The 19,305-nt window shown below is 49.0% G+C and carries 10 protein-coding genes; 1 reads left to right on the forward strand and 9 read right to left on the reverse strand.

All coding sequences use genetic code 11. The features are described from left to right. Positions 1-39: 39 nt before the first annotated feature. From BQ2633_RS05170 to BQ2633_RS05210, 9 genes are all read right to left on the reverse strand, one after another. Positions 40-945 carry a beta-1,6-N-acetylglucosaminyltransferase gene (locus BQ2633_RS05170; protein WP_075565533.1) on the reverse strand — a complete coding sequence of 302 codons (906 nt, stop codon included), beginning with the start codon at positions 943-945 and terminating at the stop codon, positions 40-42. 14 nt (positions 946-959) lie between these two features. Then, positions 960-1,937, reverse strand: a complete 978-nt coding sequence (locus BQ2633_RS05175) for a glycosyltransferase family 8 protein (RefSeq protein ID WP_075565535.1) — start codon at positions 1,935-1,937, stop codon at positions 960-962. Between the two features lie 201 nt (positions 1,938-2,138). Continuing rightward, entirely contained in the window at positions 2,139-3,686 is a 1,548-nt protein-coding gene (locus BQ2633_RS05180) for a glycosyltransferase (RefSeq protein WP_075565536.1), read from the reverse strand. Then, the gene (locus BQ2633_RS05185) at positions 3,659-4,372 is read right to left on the reverse strand and encodes a family 2 glycosyl transferase (RefSeq protein WP_075565538.1); all 714 of its coding nucleotides are present in this window, start codon (positions 4,370-4,372) and stop codon (positions 3,659-3,661) included. The genes BQ2633_RS05180 and BQ2633_RS05185 overlap by 28 nt, the downstream gene beginning before the upstream one ends. A 39-nt stretch (positions 4,373-4,411) precedes the next feature. Continuing rightward, positions 4,412-5,821, reverse strand: coding sequence for a metallophosphoesterase family protein (locus tag BQ2633_RS05190; protein ID WP_346048216.1), 1,410 nt, complete (start codon positions 5,819-5,821; stop codon positions 4,412-4,414). Between the two features lies 1 nt (position 5,822). Beyond that, entirely contained in the window at positions 5,823-7,793 is a 1,971-nt protein-coding gene (locus BQ2633_RS05195; RefSeq protein ID WP_075567217.1) for an LTA synthase family protein, read from the reverse strand. A 1,475-nt stretch (positions 7,794-9,268) separates the two neighbouring features. Then, the gene (locus tag BQ2633_RS05200; protein ID WP_346048219.1) at positions 9,269-11,416 is read right to left on the reverse strand and encodes a family 20 glycosylhydrolase; all 2,148 of its coding nucleotides are present in this window, start codon (positions 11,414-11,416) and stop codon (positions 9,269-9,271) included. Between the two features lie 57 nt (positions 11,417-11,473). Next, the gene (gene tsaE / locus BQ2633_RS05205; RefSeq protein WP_075565540.1) at positions 11,474-11,905 is read right to left on the reverse strand and encodes a tRNA (adenosine(37)-N6)-threonylcarbamoyltransferase complex ATPase subunit type 1 TsaE; all 432 of its coding nucleotides are present in this window, start codon (positions 11,903-11,905) and stop codon (positions 11,474-11,476) included. Positions 11,906-12,087: 182 nt separating this feature from the next. After that, entirely contained in the window at positions 12,088-13,749 is a 1,662-nt protein-coding gene (locus tag BQ2633_RS05210; protein WP_075565541.1) for a PAS domain-containing protein, read from the reverse strand. A 305-nt stretch (positions 13,750-14,054) separates the two neighbouring features. On the opposite strand from BQ2633_RS05210, the gene BQ2633_RS05215 reads away from it, so the two are divergent. Then, entirely contained in the window at positions 14,055-19,232 is a 5,178-nt protein-coding gene (locus tag BQ2633_RS05215; RefSeq protein WP_075565542.1) for an alpha-2-macroglobulin family protein, read from the forward strand. Positions 19,233-19,305: the final 73 nt, after the last annotated feature.

Genomic DNA, 19,305 nt, shown 5'->3' on the forward strand with positions numbered 1-19,305 from the left:
AGGGAATGTTTTTGTATTCGGGTAAACGTTGTGCCATTATTACTTCTTCGACAACCTATCATACCAAAGTTTGAGGAGTTGCGGATGATGAGATGAAAATTTGCGTGCAAACATATAGGGACTATTCACTAACAAATCATAGTCTTCACTATCAAAGATGTGAGGATGCCCGTCTTTTTCTCGCGACCAATCTATAAAACGCTGTGTACATTCATTGGATACGGCATTTTTGGCATAAAGACGTTCAGCAAAAGGTGAAGACATAATCACCGTCTGCTTATAGAGCTCATCAGGACAAAAGGTGTGACTAAAGGTATCTAACACTTCATCAGAGTGTTTCACCAGATATTCACAAAAGTCGTGTGTAAAACTACCCCACTGCGAACCGTAATAGAACTTCTGCTTGAGAGAATAACGACGATAACGAGCAATTTTCTCCACACCTAAGACACTTTTACTTAGGATTTTCTTGAACACCTCAGAGAGAGCCTTCTTACGTTTGCACAAAGCTCGCAAAAAGAGATAGTGACGACTGACTCGCTTAAAAGCTACACACATGGAGGCATCGTCAAATCCGCAATGCAGAAACTCTTTTCCTTGATGTTTCGCAAAAAAAGCGTGAATTTCATCTTGCGATTTCAAAGGAAGATCCACCCCTGAAAGCAAATGATAGTAGGCATAAGGCGATTTTTGTTGCAAAGCTGCCGAAAAAAGCAATAATTCTGCGCGTACGATGCTCACTTGTCCCCATTCGGGTTTCACACGTTGAGAAAGTATGAAGAAACGAGCCGATTGGGGTTGCCAATGCTCAAATTGTTCATAGAGATGCTGCGCTCTGCCATCAATGTGCAAATAGATGTCGTTGCGCGCATCATCGAGCAGCGTAAGCAATAAGCGAAGAACCTCTGGTTCGTGATGAGCTAAAATGAGATAAGCATGCTTCATATCTACCTTGAAAACTAAGAACCGAAGGGCTTCAACGGCGAGGAGTTTAACACCTGCTGATACTGCGCCTGCAACTTTTCCAAAGATGGATAACGCGAGATGAGTTTGTAGAAAAATTGTTTGAGAAAGAACTTTTGTCTTCTCCATCCACTCAAACTGCTACGAGAACTGTATAGTAAGTTCATCTGTGCAGATTGTTCCCACCACAAATGATGATAAGGATGTTTGCGCTTGTCGTCAAACCAAGGTGCGCAGCCTGCATAGTGTATAATGGCTGGATGATACAAGCACTCACCTATCTCACTCTGGAAACGCGCTTTTTTATAATAGGCTGTGCGCTCTAGATGATTATACATCACATTATAACGCAGTGGAAGCCACGACACGTCTTCTTGCAGCACCACATTGAGCGCATCTTGATCGGGAAAACTCAACTGTTTTTGATGTGCTTCGCACCACTCTATAAGTTTTTTTGCGTAATCTTTTTCTCTCCACATCGACAAATTCATTAGCAACACTCCTGCATTGAAATAGAAGGTATCTTCTGGAAGCTGCCATTTTTTACGATGTTTCTTATTCCAAAACTCGGGAACCGCTGCTATGGCAGTGTCGAGAGGAGCAAGAAATAGCTCCGAAATATCAGCATGAACCAAAAGGTCGACATCTAAATACAAAACTCTCTCCACAGAGGAAAGCACAGTAGGCAAAAGAAAACGCAGATAGGTGTAAATGGAATATCCAACATCTGGAAGTTCGGAAAAACTGCTTGTAGACACTACATGCACTTCTAGTTGAAAGTCGGCTCTGTTTCCCACTATTTCTTCCAGCATTCGGATGTTGCCTTCAGACACGCCATCGGTGAGAACATGCACATGCCATTCTCGTCCTTCGACTTGGACTTGGTAACTAAGCAAACTTTGCAAAGTCACAGCAAGATATGGCACGTATGCATCATTACTCGCAAAGGCAACATGAAAAGTGTTGAGTGGCATAAAGAAAAGATTAGATTTCAGAGAAACTTACGTTGAAGTAGCCTGTGGAAAACAGAGAACGATGGTAGAATCTAGGATGAGAAGTAGGAAATATCAGGACGCAAAAATGCAGTGGACTGGAGAAAAGTGGAAAGGTCACAGAATATTCACCTAAAAGATAGAGCCAAACTGTTCAAAAACGAAGAGTGCCCTCTCACCACCCTATTGTCCGAGCAAGCGGTTCCGTGCTGCAACAATGTTTTGAAAACAGAGTTGTGCATCAAATCCTCGCTCCTCAGCATAAGCTTCTGCCACCAGCATCTGATGTTTTTCAGACATTCCTATGCGCTGAAAGTTAGCACACCCCAAAACCAGCGACACTTTTCCTAGACGCATACGATTGAGATCAATGAGTTCGATTGCAATCTTATAATCTTGGGGTGAAGATACTGCAACATCTAATGGATTTCCTTCATCGTCTACTCGATCCCAGAGGATGTTATTCCCCGATAAATCTTTGTGCCAAAAACCTCCTTCGTGCATTCGTGCCACGGTTTTCGCCAAAGTGCGCAAAACATATTCTTCGTCGGGCTGTTTTCCATTCACCGCATCGTGATAGTTATAGCGCAACTTAGAAGTGCGCGAAGCATAATAGCAATATCCCACTTGCCAGAGCGAGCCCGTGTCGCAAAAACCGAGAGGTTCTGGAGAACCCACACCAAGGGCACGAAGTTGCATGGCATATTCGTAGGAGCGTTGCGCCTTACTCTTGCGCCACCAACGATAGACCACACGATTAAAAGTGATGGGGAGCGTGAATTGTTTCACCACCACCGAGTCTTCTCCGAGTTCGTATTGACGAATGGCATTGCGATTTTTGAAAATCTCGCGCCCCTCATGAGCAAATCTCCAAGGCAGTTGATGAACGAAGCGTTTCACTTCGGGAGCAATCGCAGGAGCAGTCACCACTTTGCGATAGCGCAGCGGACGCGTGAGAAAGTTGATCCAGCGCGACCAAGAGCGCATCCTGCGCAGCGGACCACCGAGCTGTTCCTCAAAGAAAGCCCCATGACGCTCATTGAGCACAGCAGTGACATGTGCTTTGAGTTTGCGGTCTCTGATGCGCTTCGACTGCTTGCGCACGCGGTAATAACACCCCACTTCGGGCAGTCGCACCACCTCACCGCCATCTTTGAGCAGAGAAATCCAGAAATCCCAATCTTCGCGCGCAATAATTTCCTCACAATATCCACCGATGCGGTCGAAGTCTGTGCGGCGATAGAGCGCGCAAGTGTCGATGTGGTTGCGACGAGCGAGGAGTGAGAGCGAAAATTCGGGAAGTCGCCACGGTCCCTGCTTATCTCCGATGAATTCCATCGTCGGGCACACCACTTTCACGTTAGGTTGCGCCTCTAATATGGATACTGCCTGCGCAATGAACTGAGATACCAGCAGATTGTCGGCATCTACGGGGAGAACGTATTGTCCATGTGAAGCTGCCACCGCATTGTTGCGAGCGCGGCAAGGTCCCGCATTCTCTTGATGCAGCAAAGTCACGCGCGAATCTTGCGCAGCGATTTCTGCCACTATCGAGGCTGAAGCATCAGAAGAACCATCATCCACCACGATAACTTCGAGGTGACGATAAGTCGATGCCAACACACTGCGCAAAGTGTCGCCCACAAACTCTTCCATGTTGTAGAGGGGCACAACGACCGACACCAAAGGCAGGTCGGCAGCCCTTAAATCTTGTCGAATCCCTTCGTCCATTTGATCCAGTAGTATTTGAGTGGATTCTTATATTTCAGTTGTTTCCACGGACGACTGCCGTGAGGGCGATGCAAAACGGTGAGATTGCAGAAGAGATAATTGTGGAGCTTAGCCGCCAAACTCTCGTGCGAAATCGTCACATCGAACCAGTTTTTCGTGTCGTCCAGTTGCTGGAAGTCAAAGGCAGCCAACAGTTTCGGAGTGAGCAGTGAACAGCAAAACGAGCAGTGCTTGCGAGAGTCCACCACCCCATTCCAACCTTTGGCATAAAGATAGGGATAATTCACCTGTTCCGCTTCATCCACCGTCACAGCAGCTGCAATGCCACAATCCTCTCGTGCCAAAGCTCCGTCTGCCAAGCCTTGCAAGGTGTCGCGCTTCACGGTGACATCACTCTCCACGATGAGCAAACCCGCATCGGCAGCCAAACATTCTTGTTGGCAACGACGCAAGACAAAGAGATAATTGGGAGAAGGATGATCCGTCAAATCCGACAAATCCACCACCTTCACGCCCATTTTCTCCGCCTCAGCATGGAGGCGCGCAGTGTTTTCTGGCGTCGAATTGTCATTGTAGATGGTGTAGGTGTAGGGCATCGTCAAAGCACTATCCAGCACCGCACGCATCGTTTCGAGCGTGCTGTCGATACTATCCTTGACGGGAGTGATTATATGTAGACACTTCATAGTGAAATCGTCGTATTATTTAACCCAAATCGGTCCTTTTCAATCACGAGTCGTACTATAACGGTCTATTGACCGATTGGGGTTTAATTCCTTTTTTGCCTTATACGCACGGATGCGTTCGGCAAAGGCTGCATCTTTCTTATTTCCGGGTCTCGGTGTGAAATCCAAAATTTCGGGAATATCCTTTCCACGGTCGATGATGGTGGGATGATCGTGCATTCCCTTGACCAAATCCACACGGTCATAGAGTTTTCCCGTACGCGCATCGTAGGCATTCATCGAGAGCGTGTCGCCGTGGAGGACGATATGTTGATAAATCTGCGTTCCTGTGCAGAAACGGTCGAAGCGATCGTCAAATTGCACCCGATAGAACTTTGGAGAACAGTGACTCACGGTGTAGATGGGAGGAATGCGCTTGCCCCCTTCCCATTGCGTCATGCGCGCATAGGCATGTTCGTGTCCCTGCAGCACCAAGTCCACATTTTCATTCAGCAAACTAGCAAATTCCCAACGTTGGAGCAAATCGTTCGTTTTAGATTTGATGGAATAGATGGGATGGTGCAGCACCACCACCTTCCAGCGCGCTGTGCTCTCTGCGAGTTTTTTGCGCAACCACGTGGCTTGTTCCGCCAAGTAGGGCCACTCTCGATTGGAGTCGAGCAAAAATAACTGCACATCTCCATAGCGGAGGCTGTACACTTGATTTTCGCCTTCCATCGATTTGAGGAAATAAGAAAACACCAGTGAGAAGCGACGCTCCAACTTGCGGATGGGATATTTGAGATATTCGTGATTTCCCGTTGCACAAAGCACCGGAATGGTCTGAGCCACGCCATCGATGCTGCGAAAAGTCTCCTCCCAGTAGGCATCGGTGGGACGTTCTATCAAATCTCCGCCAAAAACAACGAAATCTGAAGCTGGATGCTGCGCCCAAGCCTTACTGATGTAGCGATTGCTCACCCCATTGAGGCTATCTTGCACATCGCCGAAGAAGAGAAACGACACATCTTTCTTCACCGCAGGATCCGTCACCCCAAACTCATACCAAGGGGACGCCTTGCCATTGGTCACCGCGCGATAGCGATAGCACAAACCGTCTTGCAACTGTTTCAAACGCGCCACATAATAGGCGGCTTTGCCACTGCGCGACTCGAAGATTTCCCCTTCTGCCTTCACACACATGGGATGATCAGTGCCATCGGGCAAGAGTTCTAGGTGAGCTTCATGAATCGCAGTGTCACACATCCAACTCACGTTGCGCGACATCTCGCCATCATCACCAAAGGTGAGGAGCACGCGTGTGGGTTCTGCCTTCGGCACATAAGGAGCTTCGGGAGGATTGCCAAACCAAACCTCCCAACGCACGATGGCGAGCACCGTGAGTCCCACCAAGAGGAGTGCTAAACTACCTAGTGTTATTTTCTTTTTCAACGTCATGGGACGACTCATATTATTTTTTAATCGTGACTTCGTCGCTGATCATACGCGACATATACGACTGGATGATCGCTTTCAACTTGCGTTCCATCTCCCCTTGTCGAGCCGACTTGCCCATCAAGTTGTGCTGCATCATCACATCGTGCTTATAATCATACAAACCGGTCACTTTCTGTCCATCGAAGAGGAGCACTTCATTGCCTTGTACGAAGAGGTAAACACCATTGAGGTAAGCCACTTCATAATTGTCGGTCGCTGCCACCTGTGTGAGGTCGTTGCCAAAAGCAATGTAGGGATGAGGATAGCGCAGATAGCCCAATATGGTGGGCATAATGTCGATTTGTTTTGCAATTCCTTCGTGACGGCCTGCTGGCATCTGTCCAGAAGGATCGAAGAAGATGATGGGCACACGGAAGGTACCTACGGGAGTACCGTATTCTGGGTGGCTCGAGAGACTCGTGTGGTCGGCAGTGAGCACGAAAATCGTGTTCTTATACCAAGGCATTGTGCGCGCTTTGGCGAAAAATTTGCGCAACGCCATATCGCTATATTTCACGCAGCGGTGAAGCACCGTCGGTCCTTCATCGGGAAACTGGCGCTCATACTGCTCAGGCACTTTGAAGGGGGCGTGTGAAGAAGCCGTGAACACAGCAGTCATGAAGGGCTCGCGCATCTCATTCATCTTCGTCGCATAGTATTGCAAGAAGGGCTCGTCCCAAATCGCCCAAGTGCCATCAAAGTCAGCATCGCCACAGAAACGCTTGTCTTCGTTAAACTCGGTGCGACCGAAATAGTCTTTGAATCCGGTGGACTTAGCAAAGGCTTGAAAGCCCATCGACCCATTGGCAGCTCCGTGGAAAAACGCCGTGTAATAGCTTTCCTTGTTGAGTTCTCCTGCCAGTCCACTCAAATGATTGAGCGAAGCCGGAGTGAGGAAGAAGGGTTCTACGAACATCGGGATGCTCGAAAGCACCGAAGGCATGCCATCGATGCTCTTGCGCCCGTTGGCAAACGACTGTTCGTAGGTGGTACTCACCGCGATGAGAGAATCGAGAAATGGGGTGGCACCTTTGTATTTTCCACCGTCTAAGTCTTTATTGAGCGCGCCCACAAACTCCTGTCCGAAACTCTCGAGGATGAGCACCACCACATTTTTGCGCAACATCTCTCCTTGTCCTGCGCGAGGGGTATGGAGCGGCGAATAGATTTGATCCAACTCTTCAGCCGTGAAGTATTGAGGATTTTCAAAAGACTTCTTGGTGAGCGTACGCAACAGCGAGAAGGGGGTGTTGAGCACCAAAGCCGCTTCCGCTGGTTGGTTCACATATTGATTGGCGTTGCTCAGTGTGATGGGGCGCACTGCCGTGGTGAATCCGCCACGCATACCCCCGATGCAGAGGGGCACAAAGATACCCATCGCCACAACCTGCACCACATAGTATTTCCAACGCGGACGCAACTGCGGACGATAGGCACGCGGCTCTACATACAACACCCACAAGAGGGCGATAAGGACAATGCCCAACAAAAGAAGAAAAGGATGGTGTGCCACTTCCTTTCCTACGATGGAAAGGAGGTTGCCTTCATGACTAAATTCTTGGAAAACACTCGTTGTGGTGCGACGACCAGTAAATCGGAAATAGACCACATCGGCAAGGTTCATGGCGATGCACAAACCATTGATCACGACAAACACCCATTTTGCCACACGCTTCCAGGGTCTGCGCTCTTTGTAGTGCAGCGGCAAGAGGAGGAGCAACGCATATAGGGCATTGGTATAGAGGATGGCAGAAGTGTCAAACAGGAGCGAGCCAACAATCAACTGGTTGAGCTCCAATTTGTCAAAACCAGTGGCAAAACTCTCCCAATTGCTCCACAAAAACACAAGACGGCACACAGTGTACAACACGTAAACTAAGAGCATATTGCACACAAAAGCAAGTGGGGAAGAATAGATTCCTTTTCGGAGTTTTATTTGTTTCATATCCGCTTTTGGATTATTCGAGGGTCTGAGGAGTATCGCCGATTCACCTTTTCTCTCGTCCACGTTTTCTCTGTGGTCCATACGTTCTGGAATGGCACGGTCGATCCTTTGACCTTGGAAAGCAGGGCTACTGACACTGCCCATTGCGCAGAGCACGCACAAGCAGGAATTTTCCACAGACATGCGTACTGCATTCCAATTTGCAAAGATAACGAAAATTTACGAGCCATAGCAGGCATAGCGCATAAAATCACAAGTTACAACCACCTTATCCGTCGTTTTGCCAGCGTGCCTCCCTGCTTTTCAGATTTTATGCTCTCCTCTTCCTTCGCAAGTTCGGATAAAAAGCCAGAAATAAGGAGAAAGAGGCAATCTGAACTTTGTAAAACAATGCCCTCACATGGGCTGCTCTATCGCGTCACAGAAACAAGACTCGGAAAAGTTCCACCCATGTTTTCTCCGAAAGCGAGGATGTGACACACCTCAGTTCAAGGGGCTAAAAAATAACATCGGAGTTTCACCAGTAAATGTCGGACTTTTTTCAAAAAACGTGGGAGATTTTCCCAAAAACGTGGGAGTTTTTTTTTAGACGCGTCGGAGGAGATTACAGCATCGCCAACTAACTTCTCCCAACGAGTGGAATCACCCACTGTTAAAAAGACTCTCAAGCATCCCTCTCGCGCGTGCGCGCGCCCGCACACTACAGCGATTTTGCACTTTTTGCTTTCACAACCTTCACCGATTTTCGTGTAATCACCTATTTATCAACAAATAACGTGCGTATTTCGGACATATTTTAACATTCCACGAGTTATCAAGCGATTTTCACCCCCTTTTGCGGTATTTTCATCCCTTTCAAATGACGTTTTTTCATCCTCCATTTATCTCCCCAAACGAAGGGTGCTGTGAAGGTTGTGAAAGCAAAAAGTGCAAAAGTCCAGGGAATGCGCGCGCGGGTCACGCGCGTACGAGGAAATCACCCCAAACAAAGAGGCATCATCTCCTTTTTCTGATCAATACACGCCAATAACCTCAAATAACAATCTCAAACTGGCGCTTCCGCTAAAGTCAAATCCCATTGAAAACTAGGAACGGAGGTGTACAACACCCGCAAACTGACAACCACACATAACAAAATCGCACCCTGTCAAAGAAAAAAATGCAGTTTTCTGCGATTTTTTCTCACTTTGGGCGCATATCCTCCCATATACTGATAGGGGGCATCATCAACGCTATACGCTCTGCATAGGGCGAGCCCCCTCACCTACTCATCTACTTTCACGGCAAGAGCCAACCCAACATATTTACAAACCCTAGAGGATTACCTCAACCTCTAAAAAACATCCACCCCAACACCGTGGGGCATTGAGGCGGATGGAAAAAAACAGAAAGCAGACACAGATGTTTTAAGGCTTGCCACAAGGGCAAGGACTTATGTGCACTGGCTTTGATAGCTTAAAAACGGCTAACCAGCATTATTTGCTGTTGGTAGCAGGAGCCTCCTCCTTGCGGAGTTGGTCATAACCAGCGAAACGACTGGAAGAGGGATAACCGCGGCGAAGTTGATCGGCTTGAATCAACTGCAGGCGACGCAAGAAGTGGTCGTAGTTGCGACGCGCTTGTGGTGTCCAGCCCACTTCTGCTAGTGCCATTGCACGAGGGAAGGCTTGGTAGTACACGCGCTCGGGCTGTGGCATACATTCACTCCAAAGCGTACCAGTGACACCAAAGAGAAAATCGCGCTCAAATTCGTCATCTTGTCCCCAACGTGGGTCAAGTTCGTAGACACGTTTGAGACTCGTCACAGGCATTCCCCAGTTCACTTCGGGCAAGTCGCCTTTGTCCATGGGGTAATCCAAATAGCAGTGCTCACCAGGGCAAAGCATGATTTTAGCCTTGTTGGCGCGGGCTGCGTCAATGGCAGTTTTGGTGAGTCCGTGACGCCAAGCGAAAGTGACGCATCCGGGTTGAATTTCCTTGAAGTCGGTTTCGTACCAGAACATGGGAGTCTTACCGAGCTTGTCGCGGAGGTGAGCAATCACGCGATCGAACATGTACTTCTGCAACTTCCAGTTTTCGGAGCGGTCGCGCGTGGTGATGCCGAGTTTTTCTTTGAGGGCGATGCAAGCAGAGTCAGTGGTCCAATCATCGAGTGGCGGATTTCCAGCCTCATCTCCTCCAAGATGCACATAGGGTGCAGGGAAAACAGTGGCGAGTTCGTCGAAGACATCGAAGAGGAACTGATAGGTGAACTCAGAAGCAGGATTGAGGAGGTTGTTGGACACACCGCTGGTGGTGCGTACATCCACTTTCTTGTTGCCCACGGTGAGTTGAGGATAGGCATGAATGGCAGCCACTTCGTGTCCTGGCATTTCAATTTCAGGAATCACCATGACGTGGTGCTGCGCTGCGAAAGCCACGAGTTCACGCATCTCATCTTGGGTGTAGAAACCAGGGCTGGTGTATAACATGTCGTCCATGGCAGGGCGCATGCTGCTTTCTGCCACCAAACGAGGATATTTCTTGATTTCGATGCGCCAAGCTTGGTCATCGACGAGGTGGAGATGGAGGGCGTTGTATTTATAGCGCGCCATCTCGGTCACCATACGTTTGAGTTCGGCAAAGGGAATGAAGGTGCGCACAGGATCGACCATGAGTTCACGCACACGAGTGCGAGGAGCATCGACGATTTTCACGGGTTCTAGCGATTGGGGCTGAGCCGTAAGGAGTTGATCGAGGGTGGTCAATCCATAGAACACGCCTGCAGGGGTGCTTCCCTTGATGACGATGCCTTTCTTGCTGGCAATCAGTTCGTAGCCTTCGGCATTTTGCACCGTGGCATCAAGGAGGAGTTGCACCTTGGCACTGCCACGCAACACATTGAGTCCAGCACGATCGCGGAGGATGCGACGCGCATAGGCAGCTTCGTTTGCTAGTTCGGGCGCAGCTTCTACTTTACCGATTTTGCTCACCATGAGGGGCTTTCCCTTCTGCACCTCCAACTGGGCAGGATAAGGGATGAGGGAGTATTTCTCCTGAGCAGCCTTTGCCCAAAGGTCGAAGGTGGGTTGGGGCAAATGGGCAGTAGGCACGCCTTCAAAAGCGGCAAATCCTACGTTGCGCAATGTGGCACGAGAGGTGTCGAGTTTGCGGAGGGCAGTGCAACCGTTGAAAGCACCATCTTCGATGACTTCCACAGCACTTGGCAGCACAACTTCTTGCAAATTCTTACAGTTGAAGAAGGCTTGACGGCCGATTCGTTTCACCCCATTGGGCAACACTACTTTGCGTAGTCCGCGATGTCCTAAGAAAGCATTGTCAGGAATTTCAGTGCAAGTGGCTGCACTGAGGTCGAGCACCTCAATATTGGGGCATAGATCGCGGATTTGACGAAAGTCACCATTGCGGTCGCTGCTCAAAGTGCCAGTGAGCACAAGGGTTTTAAGACCAGCCTTAAGTTCTGCTGGGAGTAGACGTACCTGAGCTGTGGTGGCACTTCCTTGACTGAGATTTAGGGTATACGCCTCCACAGGTGCACTTGGAGTAGACGTGCTTTGTGCACTAAGGGGTAGTGCCAACAAGCAGCACAGCAATGCTGCGGAGCAACGGGAAAGTAGGTGCATAGATTAGGCTAAATATGTGTGATGAATGAATAAAATCGGAGCAGACTAGCGGAAAGACTAAACATCGACGGTCACCTTGCGACGACCATCTGGCATTTCCTCAATGTCGACACGCACAGCGTTGTCGGGAAGGAGGGGCTCAATGAGTTCGGGCCACTCGATGAAACAAGGATAGCCCGAATAGAAGTAATCATCGGTGCCAATGTCGAAGGCCTCCTCCACGTGCTTGATACGATAGAAATCAAAGTGGAAAACAGGTCCCTCCAACACTGCGCTGTGATATTCGTTGACGATGGCAAAAGTGGGCGAGTTCACGACATCATCCACACCGAGGGCGTCGCAGAGTGCTTTGATGAAAGTAGTTTTTCCTGCGCCCATCTTGCCATAGAAGGCAAAGACATTACGGCGCTTGTTACGAAGGTCTACCGCGGCAACAAATTCTTGTGCCGTGGTGTTGATGCTATCAATGGTTTCTATGATAAATTCCATACGTGCAAAGTTACAATAATCATGGAAATCTAGAGAACTATCACTCTGAAAATGGGACATTTTTTCTTCCGATTTAACATTTTCAGAGTTGTTTTCCCTGAGCAACTGAAGCATTCATCAACAAAAAACACGCATTCCCCGATTTCCCAGGAAATGCGTGCTCTAGTATTCCAGCTTCGCGCTTAGGCTTGCTTTTCTTTGGCAAGCAATTCGCTAGTGATGCGTTGGAGTCCTGCAATGAGTTTATCGAGAGGAACGCCCGAACGGTCGCTCATCTTTTGCACATCGGCTTTTTTCGCCATCAATTTGCCGAAAGGTGTGCGCAGCATGGCAAAGAGGGAGGAGATTTCGGTGAGACGATTGCGCAATTCGGGGAAACGATTCAACAAATCCATCAAACGCGTGGTGGGGGTGATTTCTACTTCTCCCGATGCGGTGTAGCGAAGACCTTCACTGGCAACCTCTTCTGTGTCTTCTGCTTCGACCTGAATGGCAGCAGGAGGAGTGGATGAGGGCTGCGCGGTGGGAGCTGCTGCGTTGTCGGTGGGAGCTTCCGTGGGAATGCCTTCATCACTTGCCCATTTGAGGAGGGTTTGCGAACCTTCGAGGGCGCGGATGTGGGTGCAGTCTTGCATCACTTCGATGACTCCGCGGAAGTTGCCTTCGGCATCGCGCACCGCTACATAAATAATGTAGATGAAGAAGTCGGGCTTGTTGATCCAGAACTCGGCTTTATCTTGTTCTCCACTGCGGAGTTTGTCGATGACTTCACGCACCACGTGAGCGCTCTTGCGAGGATGGCAATTCATCACCTGACGACCAATGACGTTTTTGCTGCGTGGGAAGATGCGGTGGTCGGTGTCGGAATAGAAGCAAACGAGTTCGTTTTCATCTACAAAACTGATGTCGAAGGGAAGATGCTGATAGATGAGATTGATTTGCTCCAAGGTGAGTTTACCCGTGGTGACATCGAGTTTTTCGCTTCCTCCAGCAGAATAGCCGTATTTCGAGAGAAGTTGTTGCAAATCGGCAGCAAAGCCAGCAGCTTCGGGAGCGGAAGATGCAGAAGTGTCGGTAGATTTTCCAGCAACGGTTGTGCCTTTAACACGCTTCTCCGCAGGGGTGAAGAAGGCGTATCCAATTTCCAAATCACCCTCTTTCATATATTCAAATTCCTCTGCCGTGATCATGGCATAAGAAGTGGGATAGAGGATGGTTTCTTCCTTCTCCATCAAATCGCGAGCATAGAAGATGAGTTTGTTGCACGACTTGATGAACTCTTCTTCGTTGCCTGCTTCGAGGAGATTATAGGCATCGCGGATGTTGTCGCGCACCATGTCGTCAAATGTCCACATCGTGGTGGTGGGACGATCGAAGCCTTTTTGCTCCAAAAGGGGATAGAGCTGGTTTTGCTTGCGCGAATAGTGGATGGGGTATTTGCGAATTTGGTCAAAAAGCTCCAACCACTGATTCTTGATGACGGGATATTGCACCAAGTCTTCCACGGCAAGGAGGAGGCGCTTCATTTCCTCGTTCTCTTGATAATAGCGAGAGAGAGGATGATCTTCGGGCACATCGGGACGAGAATAGTCCATGTATCCTTCAAAGAGTTGGATTTTTTGCGCCATATTTTCGCGAATGCACTCTTCGTCGGTGTGTTCGATGAGTGTTTGTTCGATGAAAGCGAGGTGGAAGGGACGGATTTTCCCCACACGCTCTGCCACTTCTTTGCGGCCTTCTTCGAGAGTGATTTGTCCGGTCACGAAACGTGTTTCAATGTCCAAGACAGCTTGCATCTTGTCCAAATCGATTTGTGGCAGATGCGCTTGCATTTGATGATTCATAGTCAAGTGTGTGCTAGTGGGTTGTGTTGTTGTGTGCAGCAAATGTACTAATTTCTAGACAGTCCACAAAGTAGCTGGCGCACAAAATATATTTTTTCGGAAAATACTATTCACTTTTCCACCTAATACTTTGGTACTTCGGTGGGTTTCTGCTAACTTTGTCGGTAGGACGAAGGAGTTTCTCTAAACTTATCTGGTCTGTATTTCTGGGATAATTCCCTCTTGCCATGAAGACACTCCTTACTAATTGGTCCCACGCACTCCCAAGAACTTCTGAACCTCTCTCGAGATAATCCCACTACTTTATGGATAAAAAGAACATCATCGCCCTTGCACTCTCCTCATTGTTGGGGGCTTCTCAAGTGCAAGCTGAGCGCACTACAAATACATCTCCACAGAAGGATGCAACTACGCAAACTTTCAAGCAATTATGGAAGAATGTGGAACAACACCGCAGAAAGGATCTCCCGAAAAGTGCACTCAAAGCAATCCATGCGATTCGCCAAAAGGCACTGGAAACCCATGACACTCCACAACTGATAGCTGCGATGCTCTCCACTTATCAGCTGGAAAAAGAAATATCGCCCGATAGCACTCAAAAGGTGATTGAAGAGATGGAACGATTTTGCGCTGCTGAGATGCACCCTGTGCCTCGTGCTTTGTGGCATTCCGTATTAGGTCAGGTGCTGAACCAAGAATCTTCTGTGGAGGATATCTTTGGTGAAGAATCGGTAGACAACGAAGCAGAAGTACTCAATGAAGCACTTGAAGGAGGCGAAGAAGCTGGCGAGCAGGCAAAAACGCCGCTCACACGTTCACTCGAGCATTTCCGCGCTGCCTTTCAGGATATCCCCACCTTGGCAACTGCTAAAATAGAGGATTATGAGGCGCTCTTCAATGTTTCTCCCAAAGCAGCAACAAGGATAGACCACAAACTGCTGGTGGCGCTACTCCAAGATTTATTTGAAATCGAAAATTATCACTCCAAACCTCCTTTCAGTGTTACAGAATATGTCGCATTGCTCGAAAAGTCGCGCGACCTTTTCCTCAAGAATCAAGAAGAGCGTGCTGCGTTGCAGGCTGAGATTCTGATCCTTCAGGCGAAAGGGGACTCTTATCTAGAGAATTTCACATCAACACTTTCCTTGGATAACGATGAAAAGACTGACGTAGGGGGAAAATGTACCTTTGTTTCACAGGCTGCCGCTTTGGAAGCGGTGGAAAAAGTGCTGGCGCGCTATGGTCACCTCCCCGAAGCTGGCGAGGTGGCTGTGTGGCAATGCCATCTCATGGTGAGTGATGAGGAGAATCTCGAGATGCAGTTACCTAAAGTGATAGCATTGGCACAAGAATACACGAAGAAGTATGTGGACTATGCACACGAGTTGAAGAATTTCATCAACGAACAGACGCACCCCACCTTTGAAGTGTCGTGGGCTGACAGCAAAGCGGTGCAAGCAGGACGTGCGCTCTACCCAGAAACAGAGGTGGTGCTCCCTGTGAAGTTCCGCAACGTGCAGAAAGCAAGCGTGCAACTCTATCGTCTCTCGAATATTTCTGCCACAGAATTGGAGAAAGCCGACGCGAGCAACCATGTACAACAGCGTCTTCAACAGATTTTGAAAAAGAATGGGGCAAAAGTGCCGCTTTTCACCAAACAGCTGCGCCCCTCTCCTGCTCCTATTTACGAAGAACGCGAAGACTCGATTGCATTTCAAGCTCCGAAGTCGGGACTCTATATGATGCGCCTCACCGTGGATGGATGGTACGACAGACTGGCGCCATGCTACGTGTCGCGCGGACAACGATTGCTCTTCAACAGTGCGAGCCGACACCAGGATGCTCCGGAATATCTCGTGGTGGACCAACGCTCTGGCGAAGAAATCAACAACAAAGCCGACTTGGATGCGCTTCCCGAAATAGCAGAACTCCCCTTCTGGATGCAGCGCAAACACACTCCGCTCAATCTAAAATTGGAACACTCGATTGAGGTGTACACCGATCGCGAAGTCTATCGCCCGAATCAAATGGTGGAAGCCTCTGCCCTACTCTACTCGCAAGACAAAGATGCCTATCAGGTGCTCCCCAATGCGCGTGTGAAAGCACGACTTCTCGACACCGATGGCAAAGAGGTGAAAGCACAAACGCTGATTTCGGACGAGATGGGGGTGGTGAGCACGAGATTCATGCTCCCCAAATACTGCAAGCCTGGACATTTCAAGGTAGAATTTGCCTTGGTGGATGACAATGGCAACCCACATTCGGTAAACAACGCTAAAAGTTTCCGTGTAGAAGAATACAAGCGTCCGAATTTCTCGGTGAAGCTCGATGACCTCACTCGTAAACTTGCACTTTCAGACAGCGTGAGATTTGAAGGAGTGGCAGAGACCTTCGCTGGACTTCCCGTAGCGAATGCAGTACTTAAGTGGAAATTAAATTTCGACAGCTGGTATTTCTACCACAGCGGAAACAAGGGAGGGATGGATCGTTCGTTGAAAAATCGCAGTGGAGAGACAAAGACGGATGAAAATGGCCGTTTTTCTATCCCTGTAGATTGGACATTTGAAGATAAGTCTGCACTCAGCCTCAACTTTTCGGTGGAGGTGGTGGCTCCTGATGGCGAGGTGCAAAGCACGAATTTCAACCAGTGGATCTCTCCACGAACAGAAACTGAAGAGGAGCAACAGCAGAAACCGCTCTTTGAGGTGAAATATAATGATGCTGAAGACGAAGCCCAACTCACCATCAATGGTAGTGGTCGCCTTTTCCTCCGCTTGGTGAGTACTAATCGCGGTGTCATCGAGCGCAAATCATTGGCAGTCAAAGATGGATACACCCACACTTTCCAATGGAAGGAGAAAGACAATCTGGGTGATGCGGTGACGGCTTATCTCTATCTTTTGAAAGATGGCGAATTTCACACGAAAACCATCACCGTGACTCGTCCACATCCCGACAAGCGTTTGCAACTTTCGTGGAGCACTTTTCGCTCGCAACTCACTCCTGGACAATATGAAGAGTGGCAACTGCATGTCACGTACCCAGACGGCAAGCCTGCTGATGCGAATGTCATCGCACGATTGTATGATGCTTCGCTCGATGCCTTCCTCAATCCAGATGGAACAGCCGAGAAAGACCCGTGGAAATTTCAATATCTCTTTCCGCGCGAAGAGCCTTCTGGAGATTGGTATCACCCCAATGTGGGAATGCCTTCCTTCTATCCGCGCTATTATTACGAGCCCTCCTACGATAAAGAGCAACCTAGCGTAACTTGGCGCGGTGGTTTGTTTGATTATTATTTGGACCCCCAATTACGCCGTGATCGTATTATAGTCTGTGCTGACTATGCCATGCCCGTTGCAGAATCTGTCATGGATGGTGGTAGGGTGCAAGAGGCGCGATCCATGCCGCTCAAAGCAAATAGAGCAGCGAAAGCAGAGCAAAACGGGGATAGTGCTGATGCCGCTAACGCTGTTCGCAAAAATTTTGCAGAAACGGCTTACTTCAATCCAACGCTTCGCACAGATGCTGAGGGTAAGGCAAGCATCAGTTTTATCCTCCCCAGTAGTTTGACCGAATGGACGTTCAACGCCTTTGCCTTCGACCGCACGCTCAACTCTGGCACACTGACTGACAAGGTGGTGGCACGCAAGCAGCTCAATGCGCAAGTGGCGACTCCACGTTTCCTCCGAGAGGGCGACCGTATGCAATGGCCCGTATCCTTATATAATAGGAGTGAGCAGTCTCAAAAAGGCAATCTCTATTTGGACATCATCGACGCAAGCACTCGAGAAACGCTCCAAAGTTTCTCTCAACCCTATGAATTGGAAGCTGGAAAATCGCTCACTCAACAATGGGAGTGGGAAGTGCCTATGGGTTGTCCCGGCATAGATGTGCGCATGATGGCAAAGGCTGAAAACTTCTCCGATGGGGAGGAGCATGAAATTCCCATCCTCCCTCGCGACATCACCGTGACGGTGGCAGAACCTTTCATGGTACGCGGCAGAGAAGACATAACAGCAAAAACCGAAAAGGCAAAAGCTGCTCTGATGGCGCGTTTGGGCAACCACAAGGATGCCAAAATAGAGGTGGCAGCGGAAAGAGATGTCTACAAAGAAGTGGCAGATTTAGTGCCGAAATGGATGCAAGTGGTCAATGGCTCCGCCTACGATCAGGCGGTGAACCTTTACGGCATCCAATATGCCATGAGCTATGCACTTCGTCCTTTGGTGTCACTCTCCGATAGTGAACTACAGGCTTATCGTCAATCCGCTTACGACCGTCTGAAAGCTGAACAAACGAGCGAAGGGGGATGGAGCTGGTATCCAGGGATGAAGGCTTCGCCTTACATCACCTCACAAATTGCCATTCTCTTAGCGCGTGCAAATAGACCCTCAACCGGCTATCCTCTGGACGGATCACTGCTCCAAGCTGCGATGAAGTTTCTTGACAAAGAAATGACGAATCGCATGGCAGAGTGTAAGCAAAAAAAATTGCAACCTTACGTAGGAGAAACTGAAATCAATTATCTCTATCTGTGCCACCTGCTTGACAATAAAGAAACGCCAACCATTCGTTATTGGCGCAACCAGATGGGCAAAGACGATGTGTATGCCTACACGATGTATGGCAAAGCGGTGCAGGCACAGATATTGGCAGAAACGAAATACAAAGAGCTTGCGAAGACTGCCTTGCAAAGTGTCATTGAGCACACGGTGGCATCGCCCGAGATGGGACGTTACTTCGACACTCAGCGTGCACTCAGCGGATATGCTTCCTATCGCATTCCCACTCAAGTGATGACGCTCGAGGCATTGCAAAAGACTTCCGGCGAGGAGCTCAAACCTTTGTCACTCGATCGAGAAGAAGTCATCAATGAGATGTATTTATGGCTCTTGCAGTCGAAGCGCACGCAAGTATGGAATAATTCCCGTGCTACCACAGATGCAGCGTATTCACTGCTCACCACTCGAACATTTTTCGGTCTATCCCCCACTTGGGGAGCGGTGGAGGCTACTTATACGGCTTCACCAGAAGAGATTGCGGCACAAGGTAGCGGATTTATGCTCCAACGCAGCCTGCAAGTGCTGCGCGATGGCAAGTGGAAGACACTTTCGGGCAAGCAGAAGAACACTCTCTTCACGCTCAAAGTGGGAGATCACGTGCGCTGGGTTTATACCCTCAAAGCTGAGCGTGACTTCGACCACGTGGCACTGAAATCCACTCGTCCAGCTGCCCTAGAGTCGAAGAATCCCTTCTCGGGGATGACTTGGATGAATGGATTGTCCGCTTATCGCATGGTACGCGATGCAGAGAACGAATACTTCTTTGAGCATTTGGCAAAAGGCAAGTACACCTTCTACGATGAGATGGTGGTGATGCGCGCTGGAGCCTTCAGCGGTGGTGTGGCAACGGTGCAATGCACCTTCGCTCCTGAATTTGTGGGAAACTCTTCGGCTGTGGAAGTGGAGGTAAAACGCTAGAAATTAGCCACTATCCTATGAGTTTTCTTATCGTGCAGTTGATATTTCCGCCTTATGGAGGTCTTCTCTAAAG

Origin of the sequence: Ihuprevotella massiliensis (assembly GCA_900095835.1) — a bacterium.
Taxonomy (GTDB): Bacteria; Bacteroidota; Bacteroidia; order Bacteroidales; family Bacteroidaceae; genus Alloprevotella; species Alloprevotella massiliensis.